Origin of the sequence: Nocardiopsis sp. N85 (assembly GCF_028882275.1) — a bacterium.
In the GTDB taxonomy this organism is placed as follows: domain Bacteria; phylum Actinomycetota; class Actinomycetes; order Streptosporangiales; family Streptosporangiaceae; genus Nocardiopsis; species Nocardiopsis lambiniae.
In genome coordinates, this window is record NZ_JARBUT010000016.1 from 25,979 (window position 1) to 43,464 (window position 17,486).

Sequence of the window (17,486 nt, forward strand, 5' to 3'; positions counted from 1 at the left end):
CAAGGGGCCCGAATCCGGTTTGTCATGTCGTCCCGTCCCCCGGAAATCACGACATGACATAGTGATCGCCGCGTTTCCGTGGCCGCGGGCACCGGGCGTTAGAACGGGGTTGACGCCTGGAAGGGAGAACGGCCGTGATCGACGACACGGAACTGACGACTCCGGAGAACCTGCCGGAGGAGGCGATCCGCAAGTACCAGGAAGAGGGGTACCTCCACATTCCCCGGGTCCTGACGGACGAGGAGGTCGCCGAGTGCTACGCGGACGCGAAGAAGCTCATCGAGGAGGAGAAGGGGGGTGTGTGGGACGACTCGGTGGACGAGATGGTCAAGGACAAGGGCGCGACCGTCATGCAGTGGCTGGAGGAGGCCGAGACCCGCAGTGAGGCCCTGCGCCGCCTGGCCCTGCACCCCCGGGTCACCACCATCGCCGAGATGATCACCGGCCGACCGTTGCGGATGTTCCGCTCCGAGATCCTGCGCAAGCCCAGCGACAACTCGGCGGCCACCCCGCCGCACATCGACGAGCCCTACTGGCCGTGGCAGGGCGGGGTCACGATGACCGCGTGGGTGGCCCTGGTGGACGTGCCCGTGGAGCGGGGGTGCATGTCGTTCGTCCCCGGTTCGAACAAGATCCCGCCGCCCGGACCCGGTGACTGGGACATCTTCTCCAAGTACCCGGAGCTGACGTGGCGGCCCCGGGTGACGGTGCCGCTGCGGGCCGGCGGTTGCACCTTCCACAACGAGCGGGTCGTGCACATGGCCGGGGCCAACCTGAGCGGCTCCGACCGGTTGTCGCTGGGCACGGTGTACATCGACGCCGAGACCCGGTTCGACCCCGACGCGGGCTTCTCCGAGGAGGACCTGGGGTTCGGCCCCGGCGACCTCATCGTCGGGGACAAGTACCCGCTCGTGGGCACGTTCTCCGGCTGAGCGGCCGTGTCCCAGAGCGCCGGGCGGGAGACCCGGCAGTCCACGGTCCTGGTCGAACTGGTCGATGGCGGCGGGGCGACGATCGGCACACGGGAGAAACTCGCGGCGCACCGGCCGCCGGGCGAACCGCACCGGGCGTTCTCGGTGTTCCTGTTCTCCTCTGACGGACGGATGCTGTTGCAGCGCCGCGCCGAGGGCAAGTACCACTCCCCCGGCGTGTGGTCGAACACCTGTTGCGGCCACCCCCTGCCGGAGGAGCCGCCGTTCCTGGCGGCGACCCGGCGCACCGTCGAGGAGCTGGGGGTCGCGCCCTGGTCGCTGCGGCCGGCGGGCACCGTCCGCTACGACCTGGAGGACCCGCGCTCGGGGCTGGTGGAACGGGAGTTCAACCACCTGTTCGTGGGCCGGGTCGCCGACACCCCTCGGCCCGACCCCGAGGAGGTCGCCGAGACGACCCTGGTGACCCCCGACGGGTTGCGCGGGCTCCAGAAGGAGACGGAGTTCTCCGTGTGGTTCGAGACGGTCCTGAACGCCGCCTCGCCGGAGATACGGAGACTGGTGCCCGAACACCTTTGGTGAGGGCACCGTCCATCGGACCCCGGGCCCCGTGACGTTGCGCCAAACGTCACGGGGCCCGGCACCTTTCACGGGGGCGGGCCCCCGGAAGCGCCGATCGGGCGGGCCACGGGGTGGGCGGAGTCCCTCCGGAGAGCCCGGCCCTCCACCGGTCCGAGACTTGACAAGCTCGAAGCGATCAATAAAGTTGAGCTTAACCGCATCAAGTCATCGACGATTATGTCGAAGATACGTGGAGGTGACGAGCGATGCTGATGCGCACCGATCCGTTCCGGGAGTTCGACCGGTTCACCCAGCGACTGCTGGAGAACGGCAGGCCGACCGTCATGCCGATGGACGCCTACCGTGAGGGCGACGACTTCGTGGCCCACTTCGACCTTCCCGGGGTCTCCCCCGAGAGCATCGACCTCGAAGTCGAGCGCAACGTGCTCACCGTCAAGGCGGAGCGTCCCGCACCACGCCGCGACGGTTTGGAACCGATCGTGAACGAACGGCCGAGCGGCACGTTCACCCGCCAGGTCCTCCTCGGGGACACCCTGGACACCGAGCGCGTCACCGCGCACCACGCGGACGGCGTGCTCACCCTGCGCATTCCGGTGTCCGAGCATTCCAAGGCCCGCAAGATCGCGGTCGGCCACGACGCCGGGCGCGAGCAGACCTCGATCGAGGTCTGACGGGGGCGCCCGTACCCTGTGCCGTGGGGGCCGCGCGAGCGGCCCCTTTTCGCGTGTCACCAGTCGCGCTCGGCGAGCGCCTCCTCCAGATCGGCGTCGGCGAATCCACAGGCGGCCATCACGTACTCGAAGGAGAGGGCGATGTCGTCGCGGGCGACGGTCTCGATCTCACTGTCGGCCGCCCAGAACTCCTCCTGGAGGGCGTTGAACTCCTCGACCGCCGCGTTGGTGAGGACGTGGAGGGCGGGCAGGTCGGCCGGGCGTTCGGTCTCGATGCGCTCGCGCAGGGCCACCAGGATCGCCCTGCCCTTGTCCACGAGGTGGTCGGGGAAGTAGGCGTCCCGGTACATGCCCGCCAGGTAGGCGGGCTCGGTGGTGGGCACGGGGTCCTCCTCGATGACGGATCCGCGCACATCCTGCCGGCCGGGTCCGACGGATCCGGTCAACCGGCGGTGACGGCCGCCGCGAGCAGGACGGCGGCGGAGAACAACAGGGCCCCGGGGGCGCCCACCGCGCCGGCCACCCCGGCGGCGGCCGCGGGGATGGCGACCTGGCCCAGCCGGTTGCCCCAGATCCGCAGGGCCAGGGCGGCGCCCCGGGCGCCCTCGGGGGCCAGGGTGGTCACCTGGGCCATCGTGAGGGGCTGGCCGAGGCCGAGCAGGAAGCCGCCGACGCCCAGGACCACGGCCAGCACCGCGAAACCGCCCAGGGGCAGGGCGACCAGGGTCAGCGACAGGCCCGCGACGGCGGTGCTGGTGACGATGAGGCTCGTGCGGGACCAGCGGCGCAGCATCCACGGCAGGGTCAGCCGCGAGAGCAGGGAGGAGCCGGCGCGCAGGCTCAGCAGCACGCCGACGAGCATCGGGGAGATCCCCCGGCTCTCGGCGATGAGGGGGAGGTAGGCGGTGAGGATGTCCACCGCGGACAGCAGCGCCAGACTGCTGAGCAGTGCGGAGGGCATCCGACGGCGGCGCAGCAGGTCCCGGGCCGGTACCGGCGGGGCGGCCCTCTGTTCGGCCGTGCGCCGGACCGGGCGCAGCCGCAGCAGCGGGATCAGGGGGAGCGCGCCCGAGGCGGCGACGAGGCCCGCGACGATCAGCGCGGTGGAGGTGGCCGGGAGCAGGGCCGCGCCGGAGGCGTCGGCGAGGATCGCGCCGGAGATCAGGGGGCCGGCGAGCTGGCCGAGGGAGGCGGCGGCGGCGAACCAGCCGAAGTCGCGATCGAGGTTCCCCGGGCGCGAGTACCGCGCGATGATGCCCTGCCCGGCGACCATGCACAGCAGGTGGCCGACACCGACGACGGTGCCGGCCAGGGCCAGTCCGACGAGGCCGTCCGCGCCCGCCAGGAGCAGGCCGCCCACGGCCAGGATCGCCGAGCCCAGGCCGACGATCCAGGCGATGCGCGCCGAACGGTCGGTGAAGCGGCCCAGGGGGACGGCGATCGCGAGTGGGAGGAGCGCGTAGGCCGCGGTGATGAGACCGACCTCGACGGCGTCGCCGCCCACGGCGATGGTCCGGTAGGAGATGAGGGGACGGATGAGGTTGAGTGCGGTGTGGGTGAGCACCACGCTGCCGAGGAGGGCCCAGAGCCGGCGCGTGCGCTCCGGAGGCTCCGTCTCCGCCATGGTCCTCCCCCTCCCACCGTGCCCCCGCCGCGACGCCCCGGGTGGGGTCCCGTCGCGGGATCACCGGATTACCGGCGGCGTCGAGCGGCAGGGGCATCGTATCGAGGACACGAGGGGCGAAACCGGGCGGGTCAGGAGCGGCTCGCGTCGATGACGCAGAAGCGGTTGCCCTCGGTGTCGGCGAGGACGACGAAGTCGGGGTCCTCGGGGTAGAGGTCCCAGTCGACGCGCTCGGCGCCCAGGGCGACCAGGCGTTCCACCTCGGCGGCCTGGTCGGCGGCGTCGCGGGCGTAGAGGTCCGGGTGGACTCGGGGGTGTTCCTGGAGGGGGACGTCGCTGAGGCCGAGCGCGACCTGCACGCCGGGCCCTCGGGCGGGCACCAGGACGACCCAGCGGTCGGTGCCGGGCTCACGGGGGACGTAACCCAGGGCCGCGGCCCAGAAGGTCGTCGCGCGGGCCACGTCGGAGACGCCCAGCACGACGGATCCGATGTTCAGCATGTCCCGCATTCTGCCCGACGCGGGGGAAGGGAGCGGCATCAGCCCGCGACCAGACGGGGCACGAGGTAGACGAGTTCGAAGGCCTCGTAGAGCGCGCCGATGACGAACAGCGCCAGCGCGGGCAGGCTCAGCCACCCGACCTGCTTCAGTCCGTGGACGTACGCCTGGCGGCGGCTGTCGGCGCCGACCGTCGCGGGGCGCAGCCAGGCCCGGCCCAGGACGTGGGCGGCGAGCATCACGAGGATGTAGGCCTGGAACTCGATGAGGATCGTCACCGAGTGCGGGATCAGGATCTTCGCCATGGTCGCGTCGACCGGGGCCAGGACCACCCCGAAGGTGAACGCCTTGTACGAGAAGAGGACGATGCCCGCGAACGGCACGACCATCGAGGGAAGCAGGATCATCGGCAGGGCGACCGTCAGCACGTTCACCGCGAGGATGGTCAGGCCGAACAGCCAGACGTTCCCGAGCAGTATCCCCACCAGGTCCGCCGTACCGTCCTCTTCCAGGGACGCGGTCTGCGCCGTGTGCAGGTCGGGGAAGACCAGCGCCGCCGCGACACCGATGAAGAACAGGCCGAATACGATCGCGTTCATGGCGAGGTAGGCGCGGAGGTTCGCGCGGATGATCCGGAAGGGCTCGTGAAGGCGGCGCATGTGTCTTCTTCCATGGTGGGGTCCGGACGGTCATCACCACTTCAGACCATGCCCTCGGGGCATGGTCAAGCCCGGCGCGGGTTCGACCGTGGGAACGCTTGACCCGGTGCCGGGGTCAGGATGTGGGCTGTGCGCGGAAGCGGAGGAGGGGCACATGGCGTGGAGTACCCGGCAGGTCGCCGAACTCGCCGGAACGACGTTGAAGGCCGTGCGGCACTACCACGAGATCGGGTTGCTGGACGTACCGGAACGGACGGCGAACGGCTACAAGCAGTACGGGGTCTCACACCTGATCCGGCTGGTACAGATCAGGCGCCTGAGCGAACTGGGGGTCCCGCTGTCGGAGATCGCGGCGATGGAGCACGGGGACCGGGAGCCGGATGAGGCGATCCGCGTGCTCGACGCGGAACTGGAGGCGAAGATCGACCGGCTGACCCGGGTACGGGAGGAGCTCGCCGACATCCTGCGCCACCGCGCCCCGGCGCACGCCCCGCCCGGATTCGCCTCGGTCTACGGTGACCTGTCCGAGCGGCAGCGGTCGCTGCTGGCGGTCTACTCGACCGTCCTCAGCGAGAAGTCCACCGAGGAGCTCCGCGCGCTCATCAGCGAGCCGGACGCAACGGAGCAGGAATTCGAGGCGCTTCCCCCGGACGCGGACGACGCCTCGATCGCCGACCTCGCCGAGCGCCTGGTGCCGGGAACCCTCCGTGCGCGCGAGAGGAGTCCCTGGTCGAGGGATCCGACCTCGGACTCCCCGCAGGGGTCTCGGCAGGCGGCGCGGGCGATGGCCGACGCGGCGGCGGAACTGTACAACCCGGCGCAGCTGCGCGTGCTGAAGCGTCTGATCGAGCTCATGGCCGAGACGGCCGGGGGGACGGGCGACGAGGCGCGTTGAGCCGACCGTCCCGGCTGTACGCGGTCACCGGGGGCGGCGGATCCGGTGGTCGGCGGCGCGGCTGAAGACCGCGCGCACGGTGAGGGGGCCTCCGGCCTCACCCGTCCAGTCCCAGTACAGGGAGAGGGATTCGAGCAGGCGCAGTCCGTGTCCGCCGACGGCGGGGAGCTCGCCGTCGGGGGCGGGCGGGAGGGCGAGGGGAACACCGAAAGGCACGGAAGTGTCGGGGCCGTTGTCGGTGACGTAGAGGATGTGCACGAATTCCTGGCGTTCGAGAACGATGCGAACGGTACCGCCGGGTTTTCCGGAAAGAGTGTGACGCAAACAGTTGGTGTGGAGTTCGCTGAGCGCCGACACCAGGGCGGAACTCACCGAGGGCCCGCTTTGGGAAGAGCGTTCGATCCACCGCCGCGCGACGGCGACGTGCCGGGGATCGCTGCCGCACAGGAGGCCGGTCGTGGCGGCGTCGGGGAAGGGAATGCGCCGGGGCAGGGCCGGTGCGGGTGTTGTGGCCTGCATATCTCTCACCTCGTGTGTTGGTGTCCCACCGATGACATGGGGTCGGAGGCCGCGCCCCGGAGCTGTCGCCGACAGGCACCGGAACGACCGGGTGGCCAGGTCCGTCCGCGTTTTCGCAGGCGGGAGGGTCGTTGTGGAAAAGCCTGCCCTTTCTCTCCGCCCCGCTCTACACTCATTCCGCAATACGGTCTTATTCCCATGGCTTGCGGTAGCCGGCGGTTCGTCAGCGATAAAGGCGGTAAAATGGTGGTGGCAAGCGATTCCTCAAGGAGGAGGTTCGGACTCCTGTTGCGCAATCACCGACTCAGGGCGGGGATGACGCAACAGGAGATGGCGCGGGCCGCGTTTCTCTCCCAGAGCACGGTCAGCTCCCTGGAGAGCGGAGAAAAAGGGACGAAAAGGGAGCAGGTGGAACGGCTGGACGCGGCCCTCACCGCCAATGGCACACTCGTGAACTCCTGGGACGCCCACTTCGCGCCACACGGGATGATCGACTACTTTCGCGAGGTGGCCGAAGCGGAGCAGACGGCCACGGAGATCCGGCAGTACGGCTTCGGCGTCGTTCCAGGGCTGGTCCAGACGGAGGGCTACGCCCGGGTGATCAGCCGGATGGGATCCCCGCACGCCTCACCGGAGAAGATCGAGGCCATGGTCAAGGCCCGCCGGCACCGGCAGTCGATCCTGGACCGCGAGCATCCGCCGATGTGCGTCATCCTCTTGGACGAGAGCACGGTCATGCGCGCGTTCAGCGACCCGGACATCATGTACGCCCAGATCAACCGGCTGCTCGAACTCTCGTACCGCCCGCGGATCACCATCCAGCTGGTCCCGATGCTGACCGAGCAACATCCCGGCCTGGACGGCTCCTTTAAACTGCTCGCAGTCCCCGACAGCGGCGATTTCGCCTACATCGAGGGGCGTGGAGCGGGTCTGACGATCAAGGAGCCCGAGATCGTCCAGGGCTACGAGCGAGTCTTCGGAGAGCTGCGGAGCGCCGCTCTCCCCCTCCCCGCCTCCCGTGCCCGGTTGGAAGAGATTCGAGGAGAGGCTCCATGATCAGCGAGCACTGGACCAAGTCCGGTTACAGCAACGGTGAGGGCGGGGACTGCGTCGAGGCGCGGAGCATGGCGGCCCACTCCCGGATCGGTGTCCGCGACACCCAGAACAGGCACCTCGGGCACCTCGAAATCCCCGCCGCCGAGTGGGCCGCCCTCCTGCGCACCGCCACCGCGCACGGCTGACGACACCGCCGGCCGGGCGGACCGCTCAGAGGACGTGGTCGGCCAGTCGGACGAACGCCTCCACCACCTCGGGGCCGTGCACCAGCTCGGCGTCGTTGTGGTCGGCCCCCGGCAGGACCACCTCCTCGAAGAGGTGCGCGCTCGCCCCGGCCACCGCGCGGCTCTGTTCCGGCGGCACGACACGGTCGGCGTCCCCGATCACCACCGTGGTCGGGACGTCCACCTCCGCCGCCCGCTCGGCCACCGGGTAGCGGTCCCACAACAGCATCCGTACCGGCAGGAACGGGTAGTGCCGCTCCCCCATGTCCGCCAGGGAGCTGAACGGGGAGCGCAGGAACAGCGCCGCGGGCGGGCGTTCGGCGGCCAGACCGGTCGCCACGGCGGCGCCGAGGCTCTCCCCGAAGTAGATCGTGCGGTCGGCGCCGAAGCCGCGTTCGGCGAGATGGTCGGCGGCGGCGCGGGCGTCGGCGGCCAGCCCCCGCTCCGAGGGCGAGCCCTCGTTGCCTCCATAGCCGCGGTAGTCGAACAGCAGCACCGAGAAACCCTCGGCGGCCAGCGCGCGGGCCAGGGCCGCCCGGCTCTCCCGGTTCCCGGCGTTGCCGTTGGCGACCAGCACGGCGGCCTCACGGTCCCGGCCCAGGGGCGGAACGAACCAGCCGCCCGGTTCGAGGCCGTCCTCCGTGGTCAGGCGTACGTCCTCGGCTCCCGGAAGGACCCCGGCGGCGGCCGGGGGGACACCGCCCGAGGGCAGGTAGATCACCGATCGCTGCCCGGCCCACAGGAGTCCCGCCGGGATCAGGACCAGGATGACGACGACCATCACCGCGATCACGGCCGAACGACCTCTTCTCCCACTCGTCACGGAACCTGGGTATCACACGCGCGGGTGACCCGTTGGGCCCCGGTCTCCCGCGCGTGGAGTCGGTGACGGCGCGGTGGGTCGGGTGAGTCGGAACCCGGACCGGTAGGCCGACGGACTGAGGCCGGTGTGGGCGCGGACCGCCTGGCGCAGGTTCGCCGTCGTGCCCAGACCGCTGGCCCGGGCCACGGCGGCCAGGTCCAGCTCCGTGCCCTCCAGCAGGCGCCGGGCCGCGAGCACCCGCTCGGCGCGCAGCCACGCCAGCGGGGTGGTGCCCAGTTCGGCGCGGAAGCGGCGGTGCAGGGTCGCTTGGCTCACCGCGATCCGGACGGCCAGGTCGGCCACGGTGATTGGGTCGCCCAGACGCTCGCGGGCCCATTCCAGGAGCGGGGCCAGGGACACGTCGGTGCTCTCCGGGACCGGGACGGGCACGAACTGGCGCTGCCCGCCCTCCCGGTGCGCGGTGAACACCAGACGCCTGCTCACCGACGCCGCCGCCTCCGCCCCGTGGTCGCGCCGGATCAGATGCAGCCCCAGGTCCAGGGCGGCTGCGCTGCCCGCCGCCGTGAGCACGTCCCCCTCGTCCACGAACAGCACGTCGCGCTCCAGCCGCACCCTCGGGTACAGACGGGCGAACAGCTCCTCGTGCCGCCAGTGGGTGGCCGCCCGGCGGCCGTCCAGCACCCCCGCCGCGGCCAGGGTGAAGGCACCCGTGCAGAAGCTCACCAGCCGGGCCCCGCGCCCGGACGCGGCGCGCACCGCCTCGATGACCTCCGGCCGGGGCGGCACCCACGGATCGGGCCGGTTGGGCACGATCACCGTGTCCGCCTCCTCCGCCGCCGCGTCCAGCCCCGCCAGGTCGGACAGGGTGAACAGGCCCAGGTGGACGGGCGCCGACGGGGTGGCCGAGCAGACGGCGAGGGTGTACCACGCCCGATCGATCTCGGGTCGGCGCAGCCCGAACAGTTCGGTGGCGACCCCCATCTCGAAAGGGTTGGACCCGGAGTCGACGATCAGCGCCACCCGGTGCGAGGAATCTTGCGGCATGTGCGATTCCTAGCACTTCCGTGGCCCGCGCACCACCGAGAGGATGGCGTCCATGAGCGAGGAACCCATCGACCTGGCGACCGCGCTGGCCTCCTTCGAGCAGTTGTGGAGCCCGCGCGTCGTCACCCGGGTCAACGACTACGACGTCCGGGTGGCCAAGGTCCGCGGCGATTACGTCTGGCACGCCCACGAACACACCGACGAGTTCTTCCTGCTGCTCGACGGGGATCTGCGCATCAGACTGCGCGACGACGCCGACGCCCCCGAGCGCACCGTGACCCTGCGACCGGGCTCGGTGTTCGTGGTGCCGCGCGGGGTCGAGCACCGGCCCGAGTCGGACGGCGGCGCCTCGATCCTGCTGTTCGAGCCCACCGGGACACTGACGGTGGGCGAGCGCCACGAGGAGATCCCCGACCACGTCGACGCCACCACCGGCCACCCCCTGGAGTGCTGATGGACCGCCGGAGGGCGGGACGCCCCCGGGCAGCGGTCGCCCGCCCCGGCGCACCCGACCGGGATCAGGCGTCCGACCGCAGCTCCGGGAGCAGGTTCTCCTCCGCGTAGGCGAAGAAGTCCTCCACGTCGGCCCCGGCGTTCATCAGGACCAGGTGGTCGAACCCGGCCTCCGAGAAGGTCCGTACCTGCTTCAGGTGCTCCTGCGGGTCCGGGCCGACGGACGCCATCTGTCGCATGTCCTCCGCCCTGGTGAGGGCGGTGGCGGCCTCGAAGTTGATCGGGTTGGGCAGCTCCGACATCACCTTCCACCCGCTGAGGCCGAACCGGAACCCCTCCCAGGCGTTCTGGAGGGCGGTGTCCACGTCGTCGGCGATGGCCAGCGGCACCTCCACGTACCGTGGCCCGTCACCTCCGGCGGCCGTGTAGGCCTCCACGAGTTCCGGCTTGGGCTCGGTGGCGAACAGCCCGTCACCGAGTTCGGCCGCCAGGGCGGCGGCCCGCTCCCCGCCGGCCGCGACGATGATCTCGGGCGCGGTCTCGGGCAGGTCGAACACCCGCGCGTCGTCCAGGGTCAGGTACTCGCCCTCGTAGGAGTGGTAGCCCTCGGTCCAGAGCGTCCGGATGATCTCCAGCGACTCCCTGAGCATGGCGTGCCGCACGGTGACCGACGGCCACGCGTCACCGACGACGTGCTCGTTGAGCCGCTCCCCCGATCCCACTCCGAGGAAGTGCCGTCCGCCGGACAGCACCGCCGTGGTGGCCGACATCTGGGCGACGATCGCCGGGTGGTACCGCATCGACGGGCACGTCACCCCCGGACCGATGCGGATGCGCTCGGTGGCCTGGGCGATGGCCGCCATCACCGACCACGCGAACGGCGAATGGCCGTGGCTGAACAGCCACGGGTGGTAGTGGTCGCTGATCTCCACGAAGTCGAACCCGAGTTCTTCGGCGCGCACCGCCTGGCGCACCAGTTCGGGGGCCTCGTACCTCTCGGCCATGAGCTTGAATCCGATCTCCACCGTGTCTCCTCTCCATCGGGCCATCGCGTGGTGCCACTGCCCGGGACGGGCCGGTGGAACACCCGTGTCCCGGGAGTTTTGGGGATTCTTGGCGCGCCCTTCCTCCGACCGGGTCGGAGTCCGGCCCGTATCGTGGGCTCCGCCGATCCGAGAGGAGCCCCATGTCCATCCGGGACCTGCTGCGCGGTCTGCCCGTGTTCGCGGGAGATCTGCCCGAGTTCGATCCGTCCACCGCGCCCGACGACCCGATCGCGCTGTTCGTCGCCTGGTTCGAGGAGGCCGTGACGAGCGGGGTGTCCGAGCCGCACGCCATGACGGTCGCGACCGCCGACGAGAGCGGCGCGCCGTCGGCCCGGGTGGTGATCCTCAAGGACCTCACCCCCGAGGGCTGGTGGTTCGCGACCACGACGACCTCGCGCAAGGGGCGGGAGCTGGCCGTGGAGCCGCGGGCGGCGCTGCTGTTCCACTGGCGCGAGCAGGGGCGTCAGGTGCGGGTGCGCGGGACCGCCGGGCTCGCCTCGCCCGAGCGGTGCGCCGCCGACTTCCTGCACCGGCCGCTGGAGTCGCGGGTCGCCGGATTCCAGGGCCGGCAGAGCTCCCCGTTGGCCGACCCCGCCGAGGTCGGGCGGGCGGCGGAGGAGAACCGCGCCCGACTGATCGCCGATCCGTCCCTGGTGCCCGACGACTGGGGCCTGTACCTGGTGCGCCCGGCCGAGGTGGAGTTCTGGCAGGGTTCCCCCGACCGTCGCCACGTACGCCTGCGGTACCTGCGCGAGAAGCCCGAGGGGCCTTGGGAGCGCGGCCTGCTCTGGCCCTGACACGGGACCCCCCGACCTCTCGGAGGCGGGTGTGGAACCCCGGGCGGCGGAGGTCCGGTGGCCGGAGCGCCGGTTCGCCCCCGACCGGGGCGGGTCCTGCTCTCACCGGGCCCGCCGGATGCCCAGGCGGCCGCACCGTGCGGGAAAAGCCCGTGCGCGCCCGGATCCCGCTTCCTAGGATCGCCGGATGACGAACTCCGCACACCTTCCGTTGCAGGGCAGGACCGCGCTGGTCACCGGGGTCTCCCGGCGCAAGGGCATCGGGTACGCGATCGCCGTCCGCCTGGCCGGGCTGGGCGCCGACCTGTTCGTCCACCACCACCGGGCGCACGACGCGGACCAGCCCTGGGGCGCCGACGACCTGGGGCCGGTGCGCGACGGGGTCAGGGCGGCCCTGCGCCCCGGTGCCGCGTTCGGGGACATGGGTCTGGACCTGGCCGCCCCGGACGCCCCCGAACGGCTCATCACGGCCGCCCGGGGCCTGACCGGCTCGCTCGACGTCCTCGTGTGCAACCACGCGCGTTCGGGCGGGGACGGCTCCATCCTGGACATGACCGCCGAGAGGCTCGACGGCCACTGGTCGGTCAACACCCGCTCCACCCTCTTGTTGACCTCGCACTTCGCCAGGGCGTTCGCCGGGGTGCGGGAGGCGCCGGCGGCCCGCCCCGGGGACCGGCGGGCGTTCTCCGCGCCGCTGGACGAGCACGCCACCGGCCGGGTGTTCTGGACGACCTCCGGGCAGATCCACGGCCCCATGGTGGGCGAGGTGGCCTACGCCGCGAGCAAGGCGGCGCTGGCCGGGCTGACCCCGACCGTCGCCGCCGAACTCCTGCCGTACGGCATCGTCCTCAACACGATCGACCCCGGTCCGGTGAACACCGGCTACCTGGACCCGGAGTCCACCGACCGCGCCCCGGAGACCATCGCACGGGTGCTGGCCGCCACCCCCTTCGGGAGGTTCGGGCGCCCGGACGACCCGGCCCGGCTCGTGGGGTGGCTGTCCACCGACGAGGGTCGCTGGATCACCGGTCAGGTCATCAGCACCGACGGCGGCTTCTCGTTGGGCACCGGCGGCTGATCCGGGGAGGCCCCGGGAGAGCACGACGGGCGGGGGCCGCGCCCTCACGGACCAGGCCCCCACGGGGACGTTCACGCCGACCCGGGAGGCCCGCGCACGATCACGACGGACGGCTCCGGCCACCCACACGGACGGAAGGCGCGCCGTCACGGACGAGGTCCCCACGGGGCGGTCACGCCGGTCCGCTCCTGGGCACGGGCGGCCGTTTCCTCACGGAGCCGCCTGAGGACCCGGGTGGACGCCTCGGCGGGGCAGGATCGGAACAGAACCCGGTTCTAGTGTCGTGGCTCGGTACGGGAGTAGGATGCGCGGCACCCCGGCCGCCTGCGAACAGGAACGGAAAGCACGCCATGCCCCCGACACACGAGGTGTTCAACCAGGCCGCCCCGCTCGGCGACCACAACGCCGCCGACGACCCGGCCCTCCTGGAGGGCGTACGGCGCGAGGACGCCGGCTGGGCCGAGGCGGAGGTGCGCGAGGTCGGTGACGCCGCCGGCACGGAACGGGTCCGCTCCTGGGGTGAGTCCGCCAACGCCCATCCGCCCGTGCTGCGCACGCACGACCGCTACGGCCACCGCATCGACGAGGTCGACTACCAGCCCGCCTACCACGTGCTCATGGACCAGGCGGTGGAGTTCGGACTGCACGCCGCGCCCTGGGGCGACGAGCGGCCCGGCGCCCACGTGGCCCGCGCCGCCAAGTTCTACCTGTGGTCCCAGCCCGAGGCCGGGCACGGCTGTCCGATCTCGATGACCTACGCGGTGGTCCCCGCGCTGCGCCACGCCCCGGAACTGGCGCGGCGGTACGAACCCCTCCTGACCTCCCGCACCTACGACTTCGGGCTGCGCGCGCCGCACACCAAGCGCGGCCTGCTCGCGGGCATGTCCATGACCGAGAAGCAGGGCGGGTCGGACGTGCGCGCGAACACCACCCGCGCGGTGCCCACCGACGACGGGCATCACCTGCTCACCGGGCACAAGTGGTTCACGTCCGCGCCGATGAGCGACTTCTTCCTCACCCTGGCCCAGGCGCCCGAGGGGTTGAGCTGCTTCCTCGTGCCCCGGGTGCTGGAGGACGGCACCCGCAACCGGCTGCACGTCCAACGGCTCAAGGACAAGCTCGGCAACAGGTCCAACGCCTCGGCGGAACTGGAGTACGACGGCGCGGTCGCCCACCTGGTGGGCGAGGCGGGCCGGGGCGTGCCGACCATCATCGAGATGGTCAACAGCACCCGGTTGGACTGCGTCATCGGTTCGGCGGCGGGCATGCGCGCGGCGCTCACCCACGCCCTGCACCACGCGGAGCACCGGTCCGCGTTCGGCAAGGTCCTGGTGGACCAGCCGCTCATGCGCAACGTACTGGCCGACCTGGCGTTGGAGTCGGAGGCGGCCACCGCGCTGATGACGCGGCTGGCCGGGGCGGTGGACCGGTCGGTGCGCGGTGACGAGGCCGAGACGGCCTTCCGCCGGCTGGCGGTGGCCGTGAGCAAGTTCTGGGTGACCAAGCGCCAGCCCGCGCACGCCGCCGAGGCCCTGGAGTGCCTGGGCGGCAACGGGTACGTGGAGGAGTCGGGCATGCCCCGGCTGTTCCGGGACTCCCCGCTCAACTCCATCTGGGAGGGGTCGGGCAACGTGGCGGCCCTGGACGTGCTGCGCGCGATGGGCCGCGGCCCCGAGACCGTGGAGGCGTTCTTCGCCGAACTGGACACCGCCCGGGGGGTGGACGACCACTACGACACTGCGCTCAAACGGCTGGAGCAGGTCCTGAGCGACCCGGAGGAGATCCAGTACCGGGCGCGTTCGGTGGTGGAGCTGATGGCGCTCACCCTCCAGGCGTCGGTGTTGCTGCGCCACTCGCCCACGCCCGTGGCCGAGGCGTTCACCGCGTCCCGGTTGGGCGGTGAGTGGGGGCACGTGTTCGGCACCCTGCCCCGGGGTGTGGACACCGGTCTGATCCTGGACCGGGCCCGGCCCCGGCAGTGAGCTCCCGGCCGGTCCCTCCTGTGGCGGGAGGGGCCGGTGTGACTCTTGTGGTCATTTGCGTGGACCGAATGCGGGAAGCGCGGTCGAAGTTCGTCTCATCCGCGCGCCTCGTATATCCCTGGAAATCATCATTTTCGGGGTCGCGATCCTCGATCCGGGGTGGCCGATGAATGATCATCGGCCCAGTTCTGCATACTTCTACGGTCAGAGCGGAAGGAAGAAGTCGTCATGAACACGACCGCCCGCTTTCGGACCATCGCAGGACCGTCCGCGCACCCGACCGCAATGGGAGCGCTCACGGACGGCCCGGACGATACCCTCCGAAGGCCCCGAGATCAAGAGACCGATAACGTCCATGGTGGAAGTCTGGCCAGGTAGTTCCTATCCTCTGGGTGCGACCTACGACGGGTCCGGTACCAATTTCTCCCTCTTCTCCGAGGCCGCCGAACGGGTCGATCTGTGCCTGTTCGACGACGACGGCGAGGAGACCCGCATACCTCTGACCGAATACGACGGATTCGTCTGGCACGGATATCTTCCGGGCATCGGTCCGGGTCAGCAGTACGGGTACCGCGTCCATGGTCCCTACGCACCAGAGCACGGACTGCGCTGCAATCCGAACAAACTGCTCACCGATCCCTACGCCAAGGCGCTGAACGGCACTCTCACCTGGCACGAATCGCTGTTCAGCTACCACTTCGCCGATCCCGGTCGCAAGAACACCGCCGACAGCGCGCCCTACGTGCCCAAGTGCGTCGTGGTGAGCCCGTTCTTCGACTGGGGCAACGAGTCCAGACCGCGCACCCCGTACCACCAGACGGTGATCTACGAGGCGCACGTGCGCGGCCTGACCATGCGCCATCCCGGCATCCCCGAGCATCAACGGGGCACCTACTCGGGGTTGGCGCACCCGGCCATGATCGACTACCTCACCTCGCTGGGGGTGACGGCGGTCGAGATCATGCCGGTGCACCACTTCGTGCCCGAGCACGCCATGGTGGCGCGCGGGCTGACCAACTACTGGGGGTACAACACCCTCTCCTTCCTGGCCCCGCACAGCGGGTACGCGGCGCGCGGTTCGCGCGGTCAACAGGTCCAGGAGTTCAAGGCGATGGTGAAGTCGCTGCACGAGGCGGGCATCGAGGTGCTGCTCGACGTGGTGTACAACCACACCGCCGAGGGCGACCACATGGGACCGACGCTGTCCCTGCGGGGCATCGACAACCTCAGCTACTACCGGGTCAGCGATCAGGACCAGCGCTACTACCTCGACTACACCGGGTGCGGCAACAGCCTCAACGTCCGGCATCCGCACTCGTTGCAGCTCATCATGGACTCGCTGCGGTACTGGGTCCTGGAGATGCACGTGGACGGGTTCCGGTTCGACCTGGCGTCGGCGCTGGCCCGGGAGTTCCACGACGTCGACCGGCTGAGCACGTTCTTCGACATCGTCCAGCAGGATCCGGTGATCTCCCAGGTCAAACTGATCGCCGAACCCTGGGACGTGGGTCCGGGCGGCTACCAGGTGGGCAACTTCCCGCCGTTGTGGACGGAGTGGAACGGCAAGTACCGGGACACCGTGCGCGACTACTGGCGGGGCGAGCCCGTGATGGGCGAGTTGGCGTCGCGGCTGTCGGGCTCCAGCGACCTGTACCAGGACGACGGTCGCCGTCCGGTGGCCTCGATCAACTTCATCACCTGCCACGACGGTTTCACCCTGGCCGACCTGGTCGCCTACGACCACAAGCACAACGAGGCCAACGGTGAGGACAACCGGGACGGCACCGACGACAACCGGTCCTGGAACCACGGGACGGAGGGGCCGACCGAGGATCCGGCGATCATCACGTTGCGACGCCGCCAGGTCCGCAACTTCCTCACCACCCTGTACCTGTCCCAGGGGGTGGTGATGCTGTCCCACGGCGACGAGGTGGGACGCACTCAGGGAGGCAACAACAACGCCTACTGCCAGGACAACGAGATCTCCTGGATCGACTGGAAGGCGGCCGGTCTCGAAGAGGGGGAGGAACCCGAGAACGACCTGCTGGACTACGTCCGCGAGCTGGCGCGGTTGCGCCGGGAGCACCCGGTGTTCCGGCGTCGGCGCTTCTTCCGGGGCAGCCCGGTGGAGGGCGGGGGGACCACGAAGGCGGGCGACCGGGAGGGGCTGCCCGACATCGCCTGGTTGCGCCCGGACGGTCGGCCGATGGACGGGGGCGACTGGAACCGCCCCGGCCGGGCCTTGGGGGTGTTCCTCAACGGGGACGCCATCACCGAGCCCGATCCGCGGGGGCGGCGCATCCGAGACAGCTCCTTCCTGCTGCTGCTCAACAGCGGCGCGGACGCGGTGGACTTCACCGTGCCGGGAACCGAGTACGGCATGGCGTGGGAGACGGTGCTGGACACCGCCGAACCGGACGTGGCGGACCGGCCCTTCGTGGCGGCGGGCGGCCCGATCCGGGTCATCGACCGGGCGCTGGTCGTACTGCGCCGGGTGTCCCACCGCACCGGTGGCGAGGACTGATGGAGGGCGAGGGCTGATCGGCACCGACCCGGCGGCGCGACGACCGCGCCGCCGGGTCGGGCGGGGCGACACGGGCCGGGTGT

19 protein-coding genes are annotated in these 17,486 nt (G+C 71.0%); 11 read left to right on the forward strand and 8 right to left on the reverse strand.

The window, feature by feature from the left end; translation table 11 throughout:
* Nucleotides 1-134: 134 nt before the first annotated feature.
* From PWG71_RS20610 to PWG71_RS20620, 3 genes are all read left to right on the forward strand, one after another.
* A complete protein-coding gene (locus PWG71_RS20610; protein ID WP_274811561.1) occupies nucleotides 135-932 on the forward strand; it encodes a phytanoyl-CoA dioxygenase family protein in 798 nt (265 codons plus the stop codon).
* Nucleotides 933-938: 6 nt separating this feature from the next.
* Nucleotides 939-1,511, forward strand: a complete 573-nt coding sequence (gene idi / locus PWG71_RS20615) for an isopentenyl-diphosphate Delta-isomerase (protein WP_274811562.1) — start codon at nucleotides 939-941, stop codon at nucleotides 1,509-1,511.
* 245 nt (nucleotides 1,512-1,756) lie between these two features.
* Entirely contained in the window at nucleotides 1,757-2,182 is a 426-nt protein-coding gene (locus PWG71_RS20620; RefSeq protein ID WP_274811563.1) for an Hsp20/alpha crystallin family protein, read from the forward strand.
* A 56-nt stretch (nucleotides 2,183-2,238) separates the two neighbouring features.
* Here the strand turns inward: PWG71_RS20620 and PWG71_RS20625 are convergent, their stop codons facing one another.
* The 4 genes from PWG71_RS20625 to PWG71_RS20640 all read right to left on the reverse strand — a co-directional run bounded on the left by PWG71_RS20625 (nucleotide 2,239) and on the right by PWG71_RS20640 (nucleotide 4,962).
* Nucleotides 2,239-2,565, reverse strand: coding sequence for a DUF5713 family protein (locus PWG71_RS20625; protein WP_274811564.1), 327 nt, complete (start codon nucleotides 2,563-2,565; stop codon nucleotides 2,239-2,241).
* Between the two features lie 59 nt (nucleotides 2,566-2,624).
* Nucleotides 2,625-3,806 carry an MFS transporter gene (locus PWG71_RS20630; RefSeq protein ID WP_274811565.1) on the reverse strand — a complete coding sequence of 394 codons (1,182 nt, stop codon included), beginning with the start codon at nucleotides 3,804-3,806 and terminating at the stop codon, nucleotides 2,625-2,627.
* A 131-nt stretch (nucleotides 3,807-3,937) separates the two neighbouring features.
* Nucleotides 3,938-4,306 carry a VOC family protein gene (locus PWG71_RS20635; RefSeq protein ID WP_274811566.1) on the reverse strand — a complete coding sequence of 123 codons (369 nt, stop codon included), beginning with the start codon at nucleotides 4,304-4,306 and terminating at the stop codon, nucleotides 3,938-3,940.
* A 38-nt stretch (nucleotides 4,307-4,344) separates the two neighbouring features.
* Nucleotides 4,345-4,962: a stage II sporulation protein M gene (locus PWG71_RS20640; RefSeq protein WP_274811567.1), complete on the reverse strand. Its 618-nt coding sequence runs from the start codon at nucleotides 4,960-4,962 to the stop codon at nucleotides 4,345-4,347.
* Between the two features lie 154 nt (nucleotides 4,963-5,116).
* On the opposite strand from PWG71_RS20640, the gene PWG71_RS20645 reads away from it, so the two are divergent.
* A complete protein-coding gene (locus tag PWG71_RS20645) occupies nucleotides 5,117-5,857 on the forward strand; it encodes a MerR family transcriptional regulator (RefSeq protein ID WP_274811568.1) in 741 nt (246 codons plus the stop codon).
* Between the two features lie 24 nt (nucleotides 5,858-5,881).
* On the opposite strand, the gene PWG71_RS20650 is transcribed toward PWG71_RS20645, so the two are convergent.
* Nucleotides 5,882-6,376: an ATP-binding protein gene (locus PWG71_RS20650; protein WP_274811569.1), complete on the reverse strand. Its 495-nt coding sequence runs from the start codon at nucleotides 6,374-6,376 to the stop codon at nucleotides 5,882-5,884.
* Between the two features lie 243 nt (nucleotides 6,377-6,619).
* Here PWG71_RS20650 and PWG71_RS20655 point away from each other — a divergent pair, with 243 nt between their 5' ends.
* Together PWG71_RS20655 and PWG71_RS20660 are read left to right on the forward strand one after the other, a co-directional pair.
* Nucleotides 6,620-7,432 (forward strand): helix-turn-helix domain-containing protein, encoded by an 813-nt coding sequence (locus PWG71_RS20655; RefSeq protein WP_274811570.1) that lies wholly within the window; start codon nucleotides 6,620-6,622, stop codon nucleotides 7,430-7,432.
* Complete coding sequence (locus PWG71_RS20660; RefSeq protein WP_274811571.1) at nucleotides 7,429-7,617, forward strand: DUF397 domain-containing protein; 189 nt, start codon at nucleotides 7,429-7,431, stop codon at nucleotides 7,615-7,617. Before PWG71_RS20655 ends, PWG71_RS20660 begins: the two co-directional genes overlap by 4 nt.
* A gap of 25 nt (nucleotides 7,618-7,642) precedes the next feature.
* On the opposite strand, the gene PWG71_RS20665 is transcribed toward PWG71_RS20660, so the two are convergent.
* Together PWG71_RS20665 and PWG71_RS20670 are read right to left on the reverse strand one after the other, a co-directional pair.
* Nucleotides 7,643-8,449 (reverse strand): alpha/beta hydrolase, encoded by an 807-nt coding sequence (locus tag PWG71_RS20665; RefSeq protein WP_274811572.1) that lies wholly within the window; start codon nucleotides 8,447-8,449, stop codon nucleotides 7,643-7,645.
* Nucleotides 8,450-8,491: 42 nt separating this feature from the next.
* The gene (locus tag PWG71_RS20670; protein ID WP_274811573.1) at nucleotides 8,492-9,523 is read right to left on the reverse strand and encodes a helix-turn-helix domain-containing protein; all 1,032 of its coding nucleotides are present in this window, start codon (nucleotides 9,521-9,523) and stop codon (nucleotides 8,492-8,494) included.
* A gap of 52 nt (nucleotides 9,524-9,575) precedes the next feature.
* Between PWG71_RS20670 and PWG71_RS20675 the strand changes: the two genes are divergently transcribed.
* Nucleotides 9,576-9,977 carry a cupin domain-containing protein gene (locus PWG71_RS20675; RefSeq protein ID WP_274811574.1) on the forward strand — a complete coding sequence of 134 codons (402 nt, stop codon included), beginning with the start codon at nucleotides 9,576-9,578 and terminating at the stop codon, nucleotides 9,975-9,977.
* A 64-nt stretch (nucleotides 9,978-10,041) separates the two neighbouring features.
* Here PWG71_RS20675 and PWG71_RS20680 read toward each other — a convergent pair whose 3' ends face one another.
* Nucleotides 10,042-11,001 (reverse strand): TIGR03557 family F420-dependent LLM class oxidoreductase, encoded by a 960-nt coding sequence (locus PWG71_RS20680; protein ID WP_274811575.1) that lies wholly within the window; start codon nucleotides 10,999-11,001, stop codon nucleotides 10,042-10,044.
* A gap of 161 nt (nucleotides 11,002-11,162) precedes the next feature.
* Here PWG71_RS20680 and PWG71_RS20685 point away from each other — a divergent pair, with 161 nt between their 5' ends.
* From PWG71_RS20685 to glgX, 4 genes are all read left to right on the forward strand, one after another.
* Entirely contained in the window at nucleotides 11,163-11,819 is a 657-nt protein-coding gene (locus tag PWG71_RS20685; RefSeq protein WP_274811576.1) for a pyridoxine/pyridoxamine 5'-phosphate oxidase, read from the forward strand.
* A gap of 187 nt (nucleotides 11,820-12,006) precedes the next feature.
* On the forward strand, nucleotides 12,007-12,897 hold the full coding sequence (locus tag PWG71_RS20690; protein WP_274811577.1) for an SDR family oxidoreductase: 891 nt from the start codon (nucleotides 12,007-12,009) through the stop codon (nucleotides 12,895-12,897).
* Nucleotides 12,898-13,247: 350 nt separating this feature from the next.
* The gene (locus PWG71_RS20695; RefSeq protein ID WP_274811578.1) at nucleotides 13,248-14,879 is read left to right on the forward strand and encodes an acyl-CoA dehydrogenase family protein; all 1,632 of its coding nucleotides are present in this window, start codon (nucleotides 13,248-13,250) and stop codon (nucleotides 14,877-14,879) included.
* A gap of 355 nt (nucleotides 14,880-15,234) precedes the next feature.
* Nucleotides 15,235-17,403: a glycogen debranching protein GlgX gene (gene glgX, locus PWG71_RS20700; RefSeq protein ID WP_274811579.1), complete on the forward strand. Its 2,169-nt coding sequence runs from the start codon at nucleotides 15,235-15,237 to the stop codon at nucleotides 17,401-17,403.
* The last annotated feature ends 83 nt before the right edge of the window (nucleotides 17,404-17,486 follow it).

Coding starts and splice junctions, on each gene's coding strand:
- PWG71_RS20675 (WP_274811574.1), top strand. CDS start 9,576: ATGAGCGAGGAACCCATCGACCTGGCGACCGCGCTGGCCTCCTTCGAG.
- glgX (WP_274811579.1), top strand. CDS start 15,235: ATGGTGGAAGTCTGGCCAGGTAGTTCCTATCCTCTGGGTGCGACCTAC.
- PWG71_RS20635 (WP_274811566.1), bottom strand. CDS start 4,306: ATGCTGAACATCGGATCCGTCGTGCTGGGCGTCTCCGACGTGGCCCGC.
- PWG71_RS20660 (WP_274811571.1), top strand. CDS start 7,429: ATGATCAGCGAGCACTGGACCAAGTCCGGTTACAGCAACGGTGAGGGC.
- PWG71_RS20650 (WP_274811569.1), bottom strand. CDS start 6,376: ATGCAGGCCACAACACCCGCACCGGCCCTGCCCCGGCGCATTCCCTTC.
- PWG71_RS20655 (WP_274811570.1), top strand. CDS start 6,620: ATGGTGGTGGCAAGCGATTCCTCAAGGAGGAGGTTCGGACTCCTGTTG.
- PWG71_RS20695 (WP_274811578.1), top strand. CDS start 13,248: ATGCCCCCGACACACGAGGTGTTCAACCAGGCCGCCCCGCTCGGCGAC.
- PWG71_RS20645 (WP_274811568.1), top strand. CDS start 5,117: ATGGCGTGGAGTACCCGGCAGGTCGCCGAACTCGCCGGAACGACGTTG.
- PWG71_RS20620 (WP_274811563.1), top strand. CDS start 1,757: ATGCTGATGCGCACCGATCCGTTCCGGGAGTTCGACCGGTTCACCCAG.
- PWG71_RS20670 (WP_274811573.1), bottom strand. CDS start 9,523: ATGCCGCAAGATTCCTCGCACCGGGTGGCGCTGATCGTCGACTCCGGG.
- PWG71_RS20630 (WP_274811565.1), bottom strand. CDS start 3,806: ATGGCGGAGACGGAGCCTCCGGAGCGCACGCGCCGGCTCTGGGCCCTC.
- PWG71_RS20640 (WP_274811567.1), bottom strand. CDS start 4,962: ATGCGCCGCCTTCACGAGCCCTTCCGGATCATCCGCGCGAACCTCCGC.
- PWG71_RS20685 (WP_274811576.1), top strand. CDS start 11,163: ATGTCCATCCGGGACCTGCTGCGCGGTCTGCCCGTGTTCGCGGGAGAT.
- PWG71_RS20690 (WP_274811577.1), top strand. CDS start 12,007: ATGACGAACTCCGCACACCTTCCGTTGCAGGGCAGGACCGCGCTGGTC.